Here is an 18,048-nt window from a genome sequence, read left to right as displayed (position 1 = left end):
CTTTCTGAGCAACTTTGATGATTAATGGTGCTTTAATATTATAGTGCACATTAATTAAGTTTTAATCCTTGGAAAAGAGATTCAATAAAACCGTACTTTTCAAAAAAAAACAAAGGATATTTATAAATAAAGCATTTTCAATTAGTGTAATAAAAAAAGAAATAAAACACTTTAAATTTTTTGAAAGTGTATTTATTTCTTTTTTATTTTTCTTCTAGTAACTTTCTTTATTCGAGTTTTATTTTTTTTTGAAGCTCGTGTAATAGCTACGTCTGGAATAGGAGGAACAAATACCTCGTCTGAACTATCAGGATTACAACTTTTAACTGAGGAGACTAAGGCAAGCTCATCTGATAACACTGCTAAAAAAGTAGATAATATATTCAAATCATTAACATTTAATTCCTCAGCTAAAGCAACTGCTAGAGTAGAGGCTAGAACTATGTAATCTAAATATCCAAAACAACAAAGCTTTGAATCACTGCTATCATCATTATTACTATTACCGTTATTATTATTAAAGCCATTAGAATTATTACTAGTATTACTAGAACTATTTGAATTAGAGTTAGAACTACCATTATTACCATCATTAGAGTTAGAATTATTTTCGTTTGTTTGATTATTACAAGTACTACTAGTTTGACTTGTAGATGTATTATTAGAGTTACTTCTTTTGATTATTTTTTTTTTATAGCATCTATTATTAGACGAAGATACATTTTTAGGCATACTTTTAATCTCACCACCTAAATTTACGATATATAAATATATATGCATTAAATAGCAAATATAAATGAAAAACTAAGTAAAAATAAAATTTAAATAATCTGGGGAGAATAAACTAGAAAATAACTTTATACAAATTTAAAAGTGAAAGGAGAATAAAATGAAAAAATATAGAGTGATAATAATGGCAATAATAGCTATGGGAATAATTCTTATAGGTACATCAGACCCATTAAATAGTCTTTACAAAGCAACAGGGTTAATAAGTAAGGGAATAGATAACGATAAAGATAAAAATAGAGAACAAAAGGTCGAGGATAAAAAACCTACATCAGAAAAAGATGATGAAAATAGTATAAAAGATAATTCAAAATATTTAATATGTATAGATCCCGGACATCAAGAAAAAGGTGATCCAAACTTAGAACCAGTAGGGCCAGGTTCAGGATATCAAAAAGCAAGAGTTTCATCTGGTACAGAAGGCGTAGCAACTAAAAAGCCAGAATATGTTCTAAATTTAGAAGCATCTACAGTTTTAAAACATATATTAGAAGGTAAAGGCTATAATATCATAATGACTAGAGAAAGCCATGATGTAAATATTAGTAATAGTGAGAGAGCAATTTTTGCAAATGATAAAAATGCAAATTTGGTAGTTAGAATTCATGCTGATAGTATAGACAATTCATCTAAAACAGGAGCATCAATATTAATTCCAGAGGAAGGTGGAAGATACACATCCTCTATATATGAAGAGAGTAATAAGTGTGCGGAATTAATTAGGAGCAGTATGAAAAATTCAGGAATACAAATAAATGGAGTTTTTCAACGTGGTGACTTAACTGGATTTAATTGGTCTAAAGTACCAGCAGTATTAGTTGAAATGGGCTTTATGAGTAATTATAATGAAGACCAAATGATGTCTAATCCTGACTATCAAAGAAAATTAATGCAAAGTATTGCAGATGGAGTAGATGAATATTTTAAGACTAAATGACGTTAGGTGATATAAATGAAGGATACTTTAGAAAGTGTATATGCAACTGCATTAACTAATACTTTTAAAGTTGTGGCTCCTATAAAAAGGACTATAATTAAAACAGATTGTGAAGTGCATATATTTATACAAAAGAATGCATTAAATATATTAAAAGTAAACGGATATGAAGAAGAATACGAATTTTTTAAAAAATATGAGGCACAAATAAATCAAGGATTAGTATGGGCAGATCAGGATTTTAAATGTTATCACCATTTTTATAATCCTAAATTACAAAAAGGAAAGTTTGGATATGATGATAATGCAATGTCAGTAACTTTAAGTTATTACAATAGAGCGTTAAAATATATAAGTTTAGGGAACTATGAAAGAGCTATGTTCTATCTTGGAGCGGCATGTCATATAGTACAAGATTTAACTATACCACAACATGCCAAGGGAAAGTTATTGGATAATCATAGACAATTTGAAGTATATGTAAAAGCGAACTACAAAAAAATGAGAAGATTTAGAACTGAGGATAAACCTATATTATTAAACTCAATAGAAGAATATGTGGATCATAATTCAAACTTAGGACTAGACCTAGATTATATGTATAGAGATATAAATGATTTAACAACAAAGTTTTATCTAATAGCAACAAAGGCGATTACAGTATCGCAAAGAAGTACAGCGGGATGCCTACTAATGTTTTATGATGATGTATTTTACTACTTAAATTAATGTAAAATAAAAAATCCTGATATATGCAACATTCTTGCAGTTGCATATCAGGATTTTTTTATTTATATACTAGCTAATAACAGATACTAGCTAACGATTTTTTATAAAGCCATAAGAGCAGCAGTATTTAATAAACTCCATGGTTTATTAAAATGAGGCTGGAAGAAGAAGTCAGTCATAGCTAGCTCTTCAACAGTCATTTCGTTTTGAATAACAACAGATAAAGTATTCATAAATTGAGTTAAATCTATCTTAGAAATAATTTGACCACCAACTACTTTTCTAGTGTCTTTATCGTATACTAATTTTAATTTAGCTTCTTCAAATGTAGGCATAAATTCAGGTCTGTAATTATCAACTGCAGTAACTGAAGCAACATTTAAAGATGTAGTGCTTTTAGCAACTTCTTCAGTAAGTCCAGTTGAAGCAATACATAAGTCATAAATTTTTATTCCAGAAGTACCCTGAGTACCCATGTATTTTAAAGTTGGTTTAACTAGATTTTTAGCAACTAAAGTACCCATTCTAACTGCATTAGTAGCTAAAGGTATATATCTATTTTCATTAGCTGGATTGTATCTAACAACACAGCAATCTCCTGCAGCAAACACATCTTCTTTGCTAGTTCTCATATATTCATCTATTATTATAGCTCCATTAGATAGTGTATCTAGTTTTCCTTTTACTAATTTAGTATTAGGTGCAAAACCTATACATAATACAACTAAATCAGCTTCAAATTCACCTTTATCTGTTACAACTTTAGAAACTTTATCAGTACCTTCAAATTTTTGAACTTTTTGTCCAAGAACTAAATTAACGCCTCTTTTAGTGAATTCTTCTTGAGCTATATCTGTAAATTCTTTATCTAGATATTTGGCCATTATTCTGTTTTCAGCATCTATAAGAGTAACATTTTTATTTCTCATTTCGAAGGCTTCAGCAAGTTCAACTCCTATATAACCAGCACCTATAACTACAACATTTTTAGCATTTTTAGATTTTTCTATTATAGTTTTAGCATGATCATAGTTTTTACAAAGAAGTATATTTTCTAAATTGCCACCCTCAAATTTAGGCACTATAGGCCAAGAACCTAAAGTTAGAACTAATTTATCATAACTATCTTCTATGATTTCATTAGTAACTAAATTTTTAACTGATAGTTTTTTATTATCAAAATCTATATCTAAAACTTCATGTTTCATATTTGTAACTATACCTTGAGAAGCTAAGTTATCTGGAGAGTTATAAAATAATTTTTCCGGTTCAGTAACAACATTTTCAACACTTAAAGCTATACCACAAGATAAGAATGATATATTATCATTTTTTTCATAAATAGTTATTTGACTATCTGGATAAAGTTCTTTCATATTTACAACAGCAGCAGTTCCTGCATGAGTACATCCTACAACTACAATTTTCATAATTACTACCTCCATATGGGTTTTAAAATTTATAAATAATTTGTTTAAAATCTAATTGACAAAATATTAACATTATATTTATACCACATTCGTTAAATTTAAAACAAAAAAATAGAAATTTAATTAATTATATTTTATATGACTAGTTTTTGTTAATTAATATCTCTTGATTCATTAAATTTTTATAAAATTACATATGGATATTTCATACACTTGATTTAAGATAAAAAAGAATATATTATAATATAGAATGAAAAATAACTATTAATGAAGAGGTGGACAATGCTAGTAGTAGAAAACGTAAGTCATGGTTTCGGAGCTAGAACTATACTAGAGAATGTTTCTTTCAGATTAAAAAAAGGTGAACATATTGCTTTAGTTGGGGCAAATGGAGAAGGGAAATCAAGCTTTTTAAATATAATAACAAAAAAATTAATGCCTGATGCAGGTAATATAAAGTGGTCTTCTAGAGCCACTGTTGGTTACTTAGATCAACATTCAGTTCTTGAAAAAGGTAACTCTATAAGAGATATACTAAGAAATGCTTTTAAGCCTATGTTTGATTTAGAACAAGAAATGATAGGTATGTATGATAAAATGGGAGAAGCTGATGAAGATCAAATGACTAAGCTTCTTGAAGATACAGCTGAAATACAAACAATACTTGAAAATAGTGGTTTCTATATGATAGACGCAAAAATCCAAGAAGTTGCAAATGGTTTAGGTCTTGGAGATATAGGATTAGATAGAGACGTAACAGATCTAAGTGGAGGTCAAAGAACAAAAGTACTTTTAACTAAGTTACTACTTGAAAATCCTACTATATTAATCCTAGACGAGCCTACTAACTATTTAGATGAAGAGCATATAGTATGGTTAACTAGATATTTACAAGAATACGAAAATAGTTTTATATTAGTATCTCATGATATACCATTTATAAATGATACATGTAATGTAATTTACCACTTAGAAAATGGGGAGTTAAATAGATACAAAGGTAACTATGATGAATTCGTAAGATTAAATGAAATAAAGAAACGTCAAGAAGAAAGTGCATACGAAAGACAAGTTGAAGAAAGAAAGAAACTTGAAGATTTCGTTGCTAGAAATAAAGCAAGAGTTGCTACTCGTGGTATGGCAAACAGTAGACAAAAGATTCTTGACAAGATGGAAATATTAGAAAGACCAAAAGAAAAAATAAAGCCTACATTCCAATTTAGAGAAGCTAGAGCGGCTAGTAGATATATATTCAAAACTAAAGACTTAGTATTAGGATATAATGAACCATTAACTAAGCCTCTTAATTTTGAACTAGAAAGAAATAAAAAAGTTGCATTAAAAGGTATGAATGGTATAGGTAAGTCTACATTATTAAAGACTTTACTTGGAATAATAAAGCCTTTTGATGGAGAAGTTGAGTTAGGAGATTACTTAGAAGTAGGATACTTTGAACAAGAAAGTTCTAAGGATAACTACAATACTCCAATGGATGATGTTTGGGCAGAATTCCCAGGTCTTACAAACTTTGAAGTTAGACAAGCACTTTCTAAGTGTGGTTTATCAAATGAACATATAACAAGTCAAGTTAGAGTTTTAAGTGGGGGAGAAGCTGCTAAAGTTAGGTTATGTAAGATAATGTTAAAAGACATAAACTTATTAGTACTAGACGAACCTACAAATCACTTAGATGTTGAAGCTAAGGATGAGTTAAAGAAAGCTATAAGAGAATTTAAAGGAACTGTAGTACTTGTATCACATGAACCTGAATTCTATATGGATATAGTTGATGATGTATGGAATATAGAGGATTTTACTACTAAGATTGTTTAGTTAAGTGGCTTCGGGGCGGTGAGTATTGCATTTATAATCTATGAAAGACAAAAGGTGTCTTGCGAATAGATTATAAATTGCAATATCTCATCGACCCTTCGCCGAGTTTTACTAAATGTACTTTGTATTAAAACTCTTTGGGTGGAAGTTAGAAATAAATAAAAACTAGATATAAATATTTATTTGTATGTTGCATTAAATTGTGGTTTAATATAATATAATATAGATAGATAAGGGAGTAGTTGGCACACTTTTATTATTTAGTGTGTAGTAAGGTCAACATACTGATGGTTTTACCATCTGGCTTTATTTTGAATAATGAGACTTATCTACAGATATGGGTTATACTATATCTGTAGATAAGTCTTTTTTTATGCTAGATAGGTTGGCATATTATATAAATGAATTTTGTATTATTACAATAGATATTATTTTTTAAGGAGAAAGATTTATGAGTTTAATTGAACTTTTTGTATTAGCGGTTGGGCTGTCGATGGATGCTTTTGCAGTTTCTGTTTGTAAGGGGCTTTCAATGAGAAGAATTACTTTAAAAAATTCGGGTATAGTAGGGCTTTATTTTGGAGGATTCCAGGCAGGAATGCCTTTAATAGGGTATTTCTTAGGATTACAATTTAAAGATTATATAATGAGCGTGGATCATTGGATTGCATTCATACTTTTAGGATACTTAGGTTTAAAAATGATACAAGAAGCTTTAAGTAAAGATGATGATGATATAGAAGCAGTTCAAAGTGAAAAAGAAATGTTAAGCTTTAAAAATATGAGTGTATTAGCAATAGCTACTAGTATAGATGCATTAGCAGTCGGTATAACACTTGCATTTTTACAAGTAGACATAGCACCAGCAGTAACATTTATAGGAATAGTAACATTTATACTATCAATGATAGGTGTAAAAATAGGAAATGTATTCGGAATAAAATATAAATCAAAAGCAGAATTAGCAGGTGGAATAATATTAATAGGTATGGGGGTGAAAATACTATTAGAACACATAGGAATAATAGGATAATCTTATATTTATTTTATTCTCAACCAAAAAAGTAGTGTGGTATTTTATAGTATACGAGTAAACCAGCGAGTATGTGGTAAATATAAATTTCATTCCATTTGCAAGACGTACTTTATCTTGCATGGAATGAAATTTATATTCCCACAATACTCGCCAGTTACACGAACATACTAAATTACCACACTTTTTTTAACTTTTTTTATAATTTTGAGTAGTATTCAACAACTAATATGTCATTGATCTCAATTGGTACTTCATTTCTTTCAGGTATTTTAACTAAAGTACCTGAGAATGAATCTACATCTTTACTTAAATAAGCATATTGGCTAAGGGCATTACTTAAGAAACTTTCCTTAAACATAACATTATTTTGAGACTTAGCTCTAAGTGATATAACTTGTCCTACAGAAACACCATAAGAAGGTATATCAACCTTTTTACCATCAACTAAAATATGTCCATGAACAACCATTTGACGAGCTTGTCTTATAGAACTAGCTAATCCTAATCTATAAACTAAGTTATCTAATCTACACTCAAGCATTTGAATAAGTGCTGTACCAGTAGATTCATTAGATTTAGTAGCTTTTTTTACATAGTTTGAAAATTGCTTTTCTAATACACCGTAATAAGCTTTTAATCTTTGTTTTTCTAATAACTGAGTTCCGTAAGGTGAAAGCTTTTTATCAGCTCTAGAAGTTCCTTTTGTAGCTCTATCCATTGCTTTTGGATGACCACATACATTTAGTCCTAATCTCCTACATTGTTTAAATCTAGGTCCCATCATTTTTGCCATAATTATCTCTCCTTAAAAATTAAAATTGCCGCGATAATTTTTAAAGCCAAGGTTATTATAACATAAATAAATATTTAATGCAAATGAAATTCATTATCAAAAAAGAGACCACGTAGTTAACATGGTCTCTTAAGAAGAAGTTAGTGTAATTTACACATAATAAATTAGTGTAAAGATTTTTATGGCTATATAAACAATTAATAACTTTAACAAAATAGAATATTAAAATTTGTGTAAGGGGATATGCTATATAAAATATAATAGAGAATATATTGGTTAAAATATATTATCGAACGTACACGTGTTAAAGATTATTTAATTGTTATTATCTCTCCAAATCCCTTGGTGATATATTGAGCCTGTAATTAATATAACATAAAAAAAGATATAATGCAAATGAAATTCATTATCAAAAATAAAAAAATTAAATTAATATAAAAAAGTAAAAATATGTATAAAAATCCATTACAATATAAATTAAGACTGATAATAAGGTAGGGTTAGTTATGAAAAAAGCAATGAATATAATATTTTGTATATTTTTTAGTTTATTGATAATAGGGTGTAGTATAAGAATAGTTGTTGCGTTTAAAGAATTATATTACTTTGATATAAACTATTTAAATATAGATGAAATGAATAATTTAACAAAAGAAGAGATAAAACTTAATTATGATTATATGATAGATTATAATTTAAATAAAATATCAGGTGATTTTGAGTTACCTACAATAAAATCTTCAAGGGAAGGAAAAATACACTTTGAAGAAGTGAAAGAAATATTTTTAAATGTAAATAAGTTATTAATACTTTCATTTATAATAACTTTAATAGGAATAGTTTATAATTTAAAAAATAAGAAAATAGACTTTTTAAATATAACATCCAAGTTAGTAATAATATTACCTATATTGGTTTCAATACCTATGTTAATAAATTTTGATAAAACATTTGTAATTTTTCATGAAATAATGTTTGATAATGATTACTGGATATTTGATCCTTTAAAAGATCCTGTTATAAACATTTTGCCACAAGAATTTTTTTATCATGCAGGATTAATGATAGTTGTATTTGTTATATTAAGTAGTATTGTATTACATCTTATATATAAGGCACTAAAGTCAAATATTAAGTATACATAATCAATAGAAACATATTACAAAAATAAAAGGAATATAAATAATTAATATAATATAATCAAAATGAAGTAGTATTATGTGTTTTGAAATTAATTTCAAAACACATAATTTACTAATCTTTCTTAGCTGCAATTTTCATTATATCCTTATATCGACTCATTATATAGTCGTAGTTTTTAGGATTATGTGGCAATAAGCACTTAGAACAATCTTTAAATCCTTTTTCGTTATACCTAAAATTACCACCACAATCCTCACCTAAAGCATATAATGGGCAATAACAGAATAGGCAGTTAAACTCTTCTGGTTTATTTGTCTTATGACAAGGGAAAAACTCACAAGTGTTATGGTTAAAAAATTTATAATTTTCGCTCATAATATACCTCCAGATTTTAAATGTCTATATTCATACATAAATCATAAAATTTAATCGCAACATAATTATACTAAAGTTTTAGAATAATATACTAAAAAATAGCAACAATGGTATAATAATAAAGAAATTTAATTCATAATCACATATTAAAGAGGTGTTTACATGCAAGAAAAAAAAGAAAGAGCTTTACTTGTAGGACTTAATATAACGTCGACTGCAAGAAGAATAGATGATATAGACATAAACGAATCAATGGAAGAGTTAAAAGAGCTTACAAAAGCAGCTGGAGCTGAGGTTGTAGGAAGTATAACTCAAAATAGGCAATCAAGAGATGCAGCATACTATATAGGAAAAGGGAAGGTTGAAGAACTAAGAGCATATTGCGAATCTTTAGGAGCTACAATGGTAATTTTTAATGATGAATTATCAGGGGCTCATATAAGAAATATAGAAGAGATAGTTGGGATAAAAGTTATAGATAGAACAACATTAATACTAGATATATTTGCACAAAGAGCTTTAAGTAAAGAAGGTAAACTTCAAGTTGAGCTTGCTCAGTTAAAATATAGATTACCTAGACTTTATGGTATGGGTGGAGAAATGAGTAGAACTGGTGCAGGAATTGGAACTAGAGGACCAGGTGAACAAAAGCTAGAAGTTGATAAAAGACATATATTAAATAAGGCAGCAGATATAAGAAGAGAACTTAGAGAAGTTAAGAAAAATAGAGAAACTCAAAGAGTTCAACGTCTTAAGTCAAATATACCAATTGTTGCACTTGTTGGATATACCAATGCAGGTAAGTCAACTCTACTAAATGAATTAATAAAAACACATAAAGACTATGACATTGAAAAAGAAGTTATGGCAAAAGATATGCTATTCGCAACACTAGATGTTACATTAAGAAAAGCATTACTACCTAATAAAAAAGAGTTTTTAGTTGTAGATACTGTTGGATTTGTTAGTAAGCTTCCTCATGACTTAGTAGAGGCATTTAAAGCTACTTTAGAAGAGGTTCAATATGCAGATTTAATTTTACATGTAATAGATGCTACAAATAGTAGTTATGAACTTCAAAAGAAAACTACTGAATCAGTACTTAAAGAACTAGGGGCTGATGATAAGCATACTATACTTGTTTATAATAAAATAGATAGATTAGATTTAGATATTTATCCTAAAAACACAGATGATGTAATATATATATCTGCTAAAAAAGGAATAAATATGGAAAAATTATTATATATGATAGAAGATGCATTAATGAAAAATACTTATCCTGTAAGTCTTCTATTACCATATGATAAAGGACATATATTTAGTAAGATAAAGGATAAATATAATGTAGAAAACTTTGAATATGGGGAAACTGGGATAACACTTGATGTAAATTTAGAAGAAGAAGATTATAATATATATAAAGACTATATATTAGAGAAGTAGGTAATAATAATGAATATAAGTTGGGATAATATAGACCAATTGGAAGATTATTTTATAACCTATCTTCTTTATAAAGAATCTAAAACAGTATCTCAAATTAGTAAAATTAGAAGTATCTCAACAACTGAAGTCAATGATCATCTAATAAAGGCAAAGCTAGAAATTAAAGCTATGCTTAAAGATGAGCTAGAATCATCTAAAGATATTTTAGATAAGTTTCTAGAGTATAACAAAGAGAAAAGGCTTAGTTTTATGGAAAGCTTAAATGCAGAAAAGATGATAGACTTTAAGAGAAGACTTTATAAGAGGATACTTATAGAAAGAAATGCTGAAGATTTGATGATTCTTATTTGGGCAACAGGTGAATTAAAGGATGATAGATTTTTAAAATTACTACATCCACTAACAAACCATAGGCATTCAGATGTAAGAAGAATAACTTATTCAGCGCTTCGAAAAATTGAATCACCTAAAAGTAGAGAAGTTCTACAAAGAGGATTATATGATACAAATGCGCAGACTAGACAATATTGTGCAAAGGCACTATCAAAAATAGGAAATGAAACAAGTTTAAAAATGCTAAGACAGTTAAAAAACAAAAAACAATTTGAAAAAGACTATGTACTTAGGGCCTATGATGAAGCAATTGATACATTAGAAAATAGATAGTAATTTAATGTATCAAATTAGAACCAAAAAATAGTTAAAATAACTAGGAGGGGTTTAAAAATGATAGTAAGACGTTGTGCAGGTGGAGTTGTATTTTACGCTAATAAAGTCCTTTTATTAAAAAACGATAGAGATGAGTGGACATTACCAAAAGGTAAAATTCATGATGAAGAGCTAGCTTGGGAAAGTGCAGTTAATAGAGTAAAAGAAGAAACAGGAGTTGAAGCTACAACACTACAAGTTGCAGGTGATACTATGTATGAATTTTTCTCAAGAAGTAGACAAAAAGAAGTAACAAATGCAGTAACTTGGTATGTAATGGAAGCCCAAAATACGTATTATAAAATTGATGGTGAATTCAAGGATGGTGGATTTTATAAAGTAAAAGAAGCCTTAAATATGTTAACTCATAGCAAAGAAAGATCTTTAGTTGATATATCATACAAAAAATATAAAGAAATAAAGAAAAACAGTTGTGACGGAACTAATGTTGCCTTAAACTATAAATAAATATAAATAAAAAAGAAAGGGTTAATGCCCTTTCTTTTTTCAATAATTTAAATACACACAGGAGGATTTAATGAGTAGCTATAAGACATTACATGACTTTGGTAGTGATGAAATTATAATAGAAAAATCAACTTTTATAGGATATGCAAAGCCTGTAAAGACGGAAGAAGAAGCTATTGAATTTATAAATGAAATAAAGAAAAAACATAAAGATGCAAGACACAATGTATGGGCATATACAGTAGGTCCTACTATGAATATACAAAGATATAGTGATGATGGAGAACCACAAGGAACAGCTGGAATACCTACACTAGAAGTTATAAAAAAAGAAGATTTAAGAGATGTTGCAGTTGTTGTAACTAGATATTTTGGCGGTATAAAACTAGGTGCAGGCGGTCTTGTTAGAGCTTATACTAAAGGAGCTAAAATAGGTCTTGATGCAGCAAAGATAATAGAAAAGGTAATGTATAAAGAAGTTAAGATAAAGATTGATTATAATCAATTAGGTAAAATTCAAAATGAATTAATGAATCTTGGTTATTTTGTAAAAGATACTCTTTATACTGATGACGTTGAAATTATAGTTTATTCTAAGTTAGAAGCTGTTGAAAACTTAACTTCTAGAATTACAGATATAACTAGTGCCACAGCTAAAATAGAGTTAGGTGAAGAATTTTATTTATCTGAACAAGATGGTCAAATAATATTATAAATTTTTATATAATTGTATGTTAAAAAATGCTTAGTATTTTAGTACTGAGCATTTTTTATTTATTGAACATAAATTAGAGTTTAAGTACAAGAAATGATTTTATAATATGATTTATGCCACTTAAAAGCTAGAATTGACCACATATATAATAATTGTTGAAGCATAACTTAAATGAAGTTATATTATGGGAGGAGGTAAATAGTAAAATGAAAGTATATGTAGAAATAGATGAAAAATATGAAGAAACAGAAGTAATTATTAAGTCAAATCAAATGACAGATGAAATTAGTAGATTATTTTATAAACTATCAGATGTGGAAGATACTGTAATTACTGGGATACAAGGTGAACGTGCAGCTCTTTTAGAACCAAAAGATATTGTTAGATTTTATAGTAGTAACCAGCGTGTTTATGCACAAACAGTAGATAGTGAATATATTGTAAAGTTTCGATTATATGAACTGGAGGAGCGTTTAGAATCAAATTCATTTGTTAGAATTTCTAATACAGATATTATTAACTTAAAGAAAGTAATAGACATAGATTTAAGTTTTAAAGGAAGTATTTGTATAAAACTCAAAGGCAATATTGAATGTTTTGTTTCTAGAAGATATCTTTCAGGCATAAAAAAAATTTTGGGATTGTAGGAGATAAGTATATGAAGAAAAGGTTATGTATTAAAGGTATTTTAGGATTTGTATTTGGAGTATTTTTATCTTATACAATGTCAATTATAATATCTATATGTTTAAGTACAGGAGAATTTTATCCAGCTGATACTGCACTTGTTTATAGAACTGGAAGTGTCTTAAAGGCAATTGTTATCCAATATTTTGGAATAGGTATAATTGGAAGTATTATGGGTATTAGCTCAATAATATTTGAAAAGGATGAATGGAGTATATTATTTCAAACTATATTGCATTTTATAATTTCTTCTATTTGTATAGCTATTTATTTATTACTTGCTCATACAAATATGGTAGGTATATCACATGTATTACTGTATATAGGTATATTATTAGTAGTATATATTGTGATATGGATATATCGTATTATTAGTTGCTATACAAAAATAAGAAAGATAAAGAAAAAATTATTAATTAAAAATGATAAAATATCAAAAGTTGATAAGAAAAATTTATTTATAATAAGAGGATTTGTTGTATTAATTTTAGGGATTTTAGTATTTATTACTTTTAACTTATGTATTGAAAAACTGAGAATGAATTCAGTAAAAACAAGTAATTTATCAAAAATTACAGTTGATGGAATTTCAATAGGAGAGGATGTATCTTTAGTAGATTTTGAAAACTATACGCAAACTAATGAGAATAATTCAGACTATAAGTATAATTTTGATGAATTAAATTTAGATGTTGATAATCAAAATAAAGTTTCTTACATATTTACTAGGTTTGATGAAAATAAAACAAATATTAAGATAAATGACATAAATAAAGTTAAGTCAATTGATGATATAACACAAATATTAGGCAGCAACTATTATGAGAAATATTATGATAAAGAACAACAATTAAAGAAACATATTTATTATGATAGGATAAATAATGTAACTGCCGAATTTATTTATATAGATTTTGGAGATGATAATTCTGATAATAATAAAAAACTATGTTGGATTGAAATATTCAAACCGTATTACAAATAAGTGATACGGTTTATTTTTATTTAAAATTAATTTTAACTGGAATAATATACTTCAAAACATGTTTTTTATTTCAAAAAAAATATATAAATTAAACTAAAATCAGTAAAAAATCAAAAAAAGTGAAAGTACTTTCTAAAAATTAAAAAATATTGAAAATGATTTCCTGAGGATATATAATGAACTCATAAGAAATAATTAATGAAGGAGAGAGAGTATGAGTGATAATCTAGAACAATTAAAAAATAATTTAATTGTATCTTGTCAAGCATTACCACATGAACCTCTACATTCTTCTTTTATAATGGGGCGAATGGCTAGAGCAGCTAAGGAAGGTGGAGCAGTTGGGATTCGTGCTAACACAAAAGAGGATATAGAAGAGATACAAAAAAATGTGGACCTTCCTATAATAGGGATAGTAAAAAGAGATTATGAAAATTGTGACGTATATATAACTCCTACAATGAAAGAGATTGATGAACTTATGGAAGTTAAACCTGAGATAATTGCACTTGATGCAACTAGCAGTTTAAGACCAAATGGAGTTACACTTGATGAATTTTATAAAGAGATAAGAAAGAAATATCCAAATCAAAAACTAATGGCAGATTGCTCTACTGTTGAAGAAGCAATACATGCTGATAAACTAGGATTTGATTTTATAGGTACAACATTAGTTGGATATACAAAACAAAGTAAAGATAGTAAAATAGAGGAAAACGATTTTGAAATACTTAGAGAAATAATATCTAAGGTTTCAAATAAGGTAATTGCAGAAGGAAATATAGATACACCAGAGAAAGCTAAAAGAGTTTTAGAACTTGGAAGCTATAGTGTAGTGGTAGGTTCTATAATTACAAGACCTCAAAATATTACTAAAAGATTTTCAGATGCAATTGGTGAATTAATAATTAGTATAGGTAATTAATTTTAAATTAATATAAAAATTAAACAAAAGGGAGAATTGATAATATGATGAATAACGCAGATATGAGAGGAATATTTAGTGCACTTTTAGTTTCTTATAATGAAGATGGAAGTATAAATGAAAAAGGACTTCGTGAAATAATAAGACACAACATAGATAATATGAAAGTTGATGGATTATATGTAGGTGGAAGTACTGGTGAAAACTTTATGCTTGGTACTGAAGAAAAGAAAAGAGTATTTGAGATAGCAAAAGATGAAGCTAAAGACCAAATAAAGTTAATAGCTCAAGTTGGTTCTATAAATGTATATGAATCAATAGAATTAGCAAAATTTGCTACAGATTTAGGATATGATGCTATATCAGCAGTTACACCTTTCTACTATAAATTCTCATTTAATGAAATAAAAGATTATTACAACACAATAATAGATAGCGTAGATAATAGATTAATAATATACTCTATACCATTCTTAACAGGAGTAGATATGAGTGTAGAACAATTTGGTGAGTTATTTGAAAATGAAAAAATAATAGGTGTTAAGTTTACAGCAGCTGACTTCTATTTATTAGAAAGATTAAGAAAGGCTTATCCAAATCATTTAATTTATGCAGGATTTGATGAAATGATGTTACCAGCTACAGTACTTGGAGTAGATGGTGCTATAGGTTCTACTTTCAATGTAAATGGTATAAGAGCTAGACAAATATTTGATTTAGCAAGAGAAGGTAAAATTTCAGAAGCTAGAGAAATACAACATGTAACTAATGATTTAATAACTGCAATACTTTCAAATGGATTGTATGCAACACTAAAAGAATTATTAAAATTAAGCGGTGTAGATGCTGGATATTGCCGTAAGCCAATGGCTTTAACTACAGAAGCACAAGTAAAAGAAGCTAAAAATATATTTGATAAATATGTAAAAGAAGTAGATATAGTTAACGCTTAATCTGATTTAAAGAGAAAAGTATTAACTTAAAACTTAATAATACTTTTCTCTTAAAATATATTAAAGAATCTAAAATAAATTTGTAGGGGGAAGTAAAATATGGGATTCACTACAATAGACTTTATTATACTAGTGGCGTATTTAGCGGCGGTATTATTTGCAGGATTACATTTTTCTAAGAAAGACATGGAAGGGAAAGAGTTCTTTAAAGGTGATGGAACTATTCCTTGGTGGGTAACAAGTGTATCGATATTTGCGACATTATTAAGTCCTATATCATTTTTATCATTAGCAGGAAACTCTTATGGTGGAACATGGATATTATGGTTTGCTCAATTAGGTATGTTAATAGCAATACCTTTAACTATAAAATTCTTCTTACCAATATACAGTAAATTAAATATAGATACAGCTTATCATTATTTAGAATTAAGATTCGGAAGTAAAGCACTTAGAGTACTTGGAGCATTAATGTTTATAGTATATCAAATAGGTAGAATGTCTATAATAATGTATTTACCATCAATGGTACTTGCTAATTTAACAGGAATAAATGTAAACTTATTAATAATAGTAATGGGTGTTATAGCAATAATATATTCATATACAGGTGGATTAAAGTCAGTTTTATGGACAGACTTTATTCAAGGAAGTGTACTTTTAGTTGGTGTTACATTTGCTCTTATTTATCTATTAGCTAATATAGATGGTGGAGCAGGAGCAGTGCTTGAAACATTAAGACAAGGTAAGTTTATAGGAGCAGAAGAGGTTATATTCGATGCTAACATATTAAAAACAAGTGTATTTTTAATAGTAGTAGGTGCAGGATTTAATACTTGTTCTTCTTATATATCAAGTCAAGATATAGTTCAACGTTTTACTACAACTACAGATACAAAACAATTAAATAAAATGATGTTAACTAATGGTGCTTTATCAATATTCATAGCAACAGTGTTCTATCTTATAGGAACTGGATTATACGTGTTCTATGGACAAAACCCAGTTTTAGCTCAAACAGCTCAACAGGATCAAATATTTGCATCATATATAGCATATCAGTTACCAGTTGGTGTAACAGGTATATTACTTGCTGCAATTTATGCTGCATCTCAATCTACTTTATCAACTGGACTTAACTCAGTAGCTACAAGTTGGACATTAGATATACAAGAACGTTTAAGTAAAAAACAAATGAGCTTTAAACAACAAACAAGAATCGCTCAATACGTTTCACTTTTAGTAGGTGTAGTTGCAATAGTTGTATCTATGGTACTTGCAAATGGGGAAATAAAATCGGCATATGAATGGTTCAATGGATTTATGGGATTAGTACTAGGAGTGCTAGCTGGAACATTCGTATTAGGGGTATTTACAAAGGTTGCAAACTCAACAGGAGCATTTGCTGCATTTATAGTATCATCAATAGCTATGATAGTTATAAAATATACTATGCCAGAAGTTTCTATATGGTCTTACTCAATAATATCAATAGGAATATCTTTAATAGTAGGAATTCCTGTAAGTTATGCATCTAGAAAAATAAAAAATGATGTTAGTGTACCTGATAAAGATACAGTAATTTATGAATCATAGGAGGGATATGTATGATATTTGGTAATATAAAAAATTTACATGAATATGATTATTTACAATCTGATATAAAAAGATGTTTTGAATATGCAAATTCTAATGATTTATTAAATTACGATAAAGGAAGTCATGAAATAGATGGAGAAAACCTTTTTGTAAACATAGTAGAATATGAAACTACAGATTTTGAAAATAGATTTTGGGAAGCTCATAAAAATTATTTAGATTTACATCTTATGTTAGACGGAGAAGAACAAATAGATGTAAACTTTATAGATAATATGGAGCAAAAAGAATTCGTTGAAAAGGATGATTTTTTACCACTAGAAGGTGAAAAGAATGGTCATGTAGTACTTAATAAAGATGATTTCTTAATTTGCTATCCAAATGATGCTCATAGAACGGCGGTAAAGGTTAAAGAGCCTAAAAAAATAAAAAAAGCTATATTCAAGATAATTATTTCTAAATAAATAAAATGAGTATAAAAAGGGAGTGCATAA

General features: G+C 27.8%; 19 protein-coding genes. 15 read left to right on the top strand and 4 right to left on the bottom strand.

The window, feature by feature from the left end:
- Positions 1-192: 192 nt before the first annotated feature.
- Entirely contained in the window at positions 193-732 is a 540-nt protein-coding gene (locus I2A66_RS09885; RefSeq protein WP_122639237.1) for a hypothetical protein, read from the bottom strand.
- Positions 733-889: 157 nt separating this feature from the next.
- Here I2A66_RS09885 and I2A66_RS09880 point away from each other — a divergent pair, with 157 nt between their 5' ends.
- Both I2A66_RS09880 and I2A66_RS09875 read left to right on the top strand, forming a co-directional pair.
- Positions 890-1,726, top strand: coding sequence for an N-acetylmuramoyl-L-alanine amidase family protein (locus tag I2A66_RS09880; RefSeq protein ID WP_147516409.1), 837 nt, complete (start codon positions 890-892; stop codon positions 1,724-1,726).
- A gap of 15 nt (positions 1,727-1,741) precedes the next feature.
- Positions 1,742-2,455 carry a zinc dependent phospholipase C family protein gene (locus I2A66_RS09875; protein WP_122639235.1) on the top strand — a complete coding sequence of 238 codons (714 nt, stop codon included), beginning with the start codon at positions 1,742-1,744 and terminating at the stop codon, positions 2,453-2,455.
- Positions 2,456-2,556: 101 nt separating this feature from the next.
- Here I2A66_RS09875 and I2A66_RS09870 read toward each other — a convergent pair whose 3' ends face one another.
- The gene (locus I2A66_RS09870; RefSeq protein WP_195251547.1) at positions 2,557-3,885 is read right to left on the bottom strand and encodes an FAD-dependent oxidoreductase; all 1,329 of its coding nucleotides are present in this window, start codon (positions 3,883-3,885) and stop codon (positions 2,557-2,559) included.
- A 282-nt stretch (positions 3,886-4,167) separates the two neighbouring features.
- Between I2A66_RS09870 and I2A66_RS09865 the strand changes: the two genes are divergently transcribed.
- Together I2A66_RS09865 and I2A66_RS09860 are read left to right on the top strand one after the other, a co-directional pair.
- Positions 4,168-5,718 (top strand): ABC-F family ATP-binding cassette domain-containing protein, encoded by a 1,551-nt coding sequence (locus tag I2A66_RS09865; protein ID WP_147516410.1) that lies wholly within the window; start codon positions 4,168-4,170, stop codon positions 5,716-5,718.
- A 451-nt stretch (positions 5,719-6,169) separates the two neighbouring features.
- The gene (locus I2A66_RS09860) at positions 6,170-6,751 is read left to right on the top strand and encodes a manganese efflux pump MntP (protein ID WP_195251545.1); all 582 of its coding nucleotides are present in this window, start codon (positions 6,170-6,172) and stop codon (positions 6,749-6,751) included.
- A gap of 199 nt (positions 6,752-6,950) precedes the next feature.
- Here the strand turns inward: I2A66_RS09860 and rpsD are convergent, their stop codons facing one another.
- Positions 6,951-7,547, bottom strand: a complete 597-nt coding sequence (rpsD, locus tag I2A66_RS09855) for a 30S ribosomal protein S4 (RefSeq protein ID WP_122639231.1) — start codon at positions 7,545-7,547, stop codon at positions 6,951-6,953.
- Positions 7,548-8,053: 506 nt separating this feature from the next.
- On the opposite strand from rpsD, the gene I2A66_RS09850 reads away from it, so the two are divergent.
- On the top strand, positions 8,054-8,692 hold the full coding sequence (locus I2A66_RS09850; protein WP_122639230.1) for a TIGR01906 family membrane protein: 639 nt from the start codon (positions 8,054-8,056) through the stop codon (positions 8,690-8,692).
- Positions 8,693-8,801: 109 nt separating this feature from the next.
- On the opposite strand, the gene I2A66_RS09845 is transcribed toward I2A66_RS09850, so the two are convergent.
- Positions 8,802-9,065 carry a cysteine-rich small domain-containing protein gene (locus I2A66_RS09845; protein ID WP_147516412.1) on the bottom strand — a complete coding sequence of 88 codons (264 nt, stop codon included), beginning with the start codon at positions 9,063-9,065 and terminating at the stop codon, positions 8,802-8,804.
- Between the two features lie 162 nt (positions 9,066-9,227).
- Between I2A66_RS09845 and hflX the strand changes: the two genes are divergently transcribed.
- From hflX to I2A66_RS09795, 10 genes are all read left to right on the top strand, one after another.
- Positions 9,228-10,511 carry a GTPase HflX gene (gene hflX, locus I2A66_RS09840; RefSeq protein ID WP_122639228.1) on the top strand — a complete coding sequence of 428 codons (1,284 nt, stop codon included), beginning with the start codon at positions 9,228-9,230 and terminating at the stop codon, positions 10,509-10,511.
- A 9-nt stretch (positions 10,512-10,520) separates the two neighbouring features.
- Positions 10,521-11,180 carry a HEAT repeat domain-containing protein gene (locus I2A66_RS09835; RefSeq protein WP_147516413.1) on the top strand — a complete coding sequence of 220 codons (660 nt, stop codon included), beginning with the start codon at positions 10,521-10,523 and terminating at the stop codon, positions 11,178-11,180.
- A gap of 60 nt (positions 11,181-11,240) precedes the next feature.
- Positions 11,241-11,690: an NUDIX hydrolase gene (locus tag I2A66_RS09830; protein WP_147516414.1), complete on the top strand. Its 450-nt coding sequence runs from the start codon at positions 11,241-11,243 to the stop codon at positions 11,688-11,690.
- A gap of 70 nt (positions 11,691-11,760) precedes the next feature.
- Entirely contained in the window at positions 11,761-12,405 is a 645-nt protein-coding gene (locus tag I2A66_RS09825; RefSeq protein WP_122639225.1) for a YigZ family protein, read from the top strand.
- A gap of 155 nt (positions 12,406-12,560) precedes the next feature.
- A complete protein-coding gene (locus tag I2A66_RS09820; RefSeq protein WP_195251543.1) occupies positions 12,561-13,052 on the top strand; it encodes a LytTR family DNA-binding domain-containing protein in 492 nt (163 codons plus the stop codon).
- A gap of 11 nt (positions 13,053-13,063) precedes the next feature.
- On the top strand, positions 13,064-14,077 hold the full coding sequence (locus I2A66_RS09815) for a DUF3021 domain-containing protein (RefSeq protein WP_195251541.1): 1,014 nt from the start codon (positions 13,064-13,066) through the stop codon (positions 14,075-14,077).
- Between the two features lie 214 nt (positions 14,078-14,291).
- Positions 14,292-15,002: an N-acetylmannosamine-6-phosphate 2-epimerase gene (locus tag I2A66_RS09810; RefSeq protein ID WP_122639222.1), complete on the top strand. Its 711-nt coding sequence runs from the start codon at positions 14,292-14,294 to the stop codon at positions 15,000-15,002.
- Between the two features lie 47 nt (positions 15,003-15,049).
- Positions 15,050-15,955 carry an N-acetylneuraminate lyase gene (locus tag I2A66_RS09805; RefSeq protein WP_122639386.1) on the top strand — a complete coding sequence of 302 codons (906 nt, stop codon included), beginning with the start codon at positions 15,050-15,052 and terminating at the stop codon, positions 15,953-15,955.
- Positions 15,956-16,054: 99 nt separating this feature from the next.
- On the top strand, positions 16,055-17,551 hold the full coding sequence (locus tag I2A66_RS09800) for a sodium:solute symporter (protein ID WP_122639221.1): 1,497 nt from the start codon (positions 16,055-16,057) through the stop codon (positions 17,549-17,551).
- 11 nt (positions 17,552-17,562) lie between these two features.
- Positions 17,563-18,018, top strand: coding sequence for a YhcH/YjgK/YiaL family protein (locus tag I2A66_RS09795; RefSeq protein WP_122639220.1), 456 nt, complete (start codon positions 17,563-17,565; stop codon positions 18,016-18,018).
- Positions 18,019-18,048 lie beyond the last annotated feature (30 nt).

Origin of the sequence: Romboutsia sp. 1001713B170207_170306_H8 (genome assembly GCF_015550495.1) — a bacterium.
Lineage (GTDB): Bacteria > Bacillota > Clostridia > Peptostreptococcales > Peptostreptococcaceae > Romboutsia_E.
Note: the sequence above shows the minus strand (reverse complement) of the source record. Positions and strands in the feature narration are given on the sequence as shown.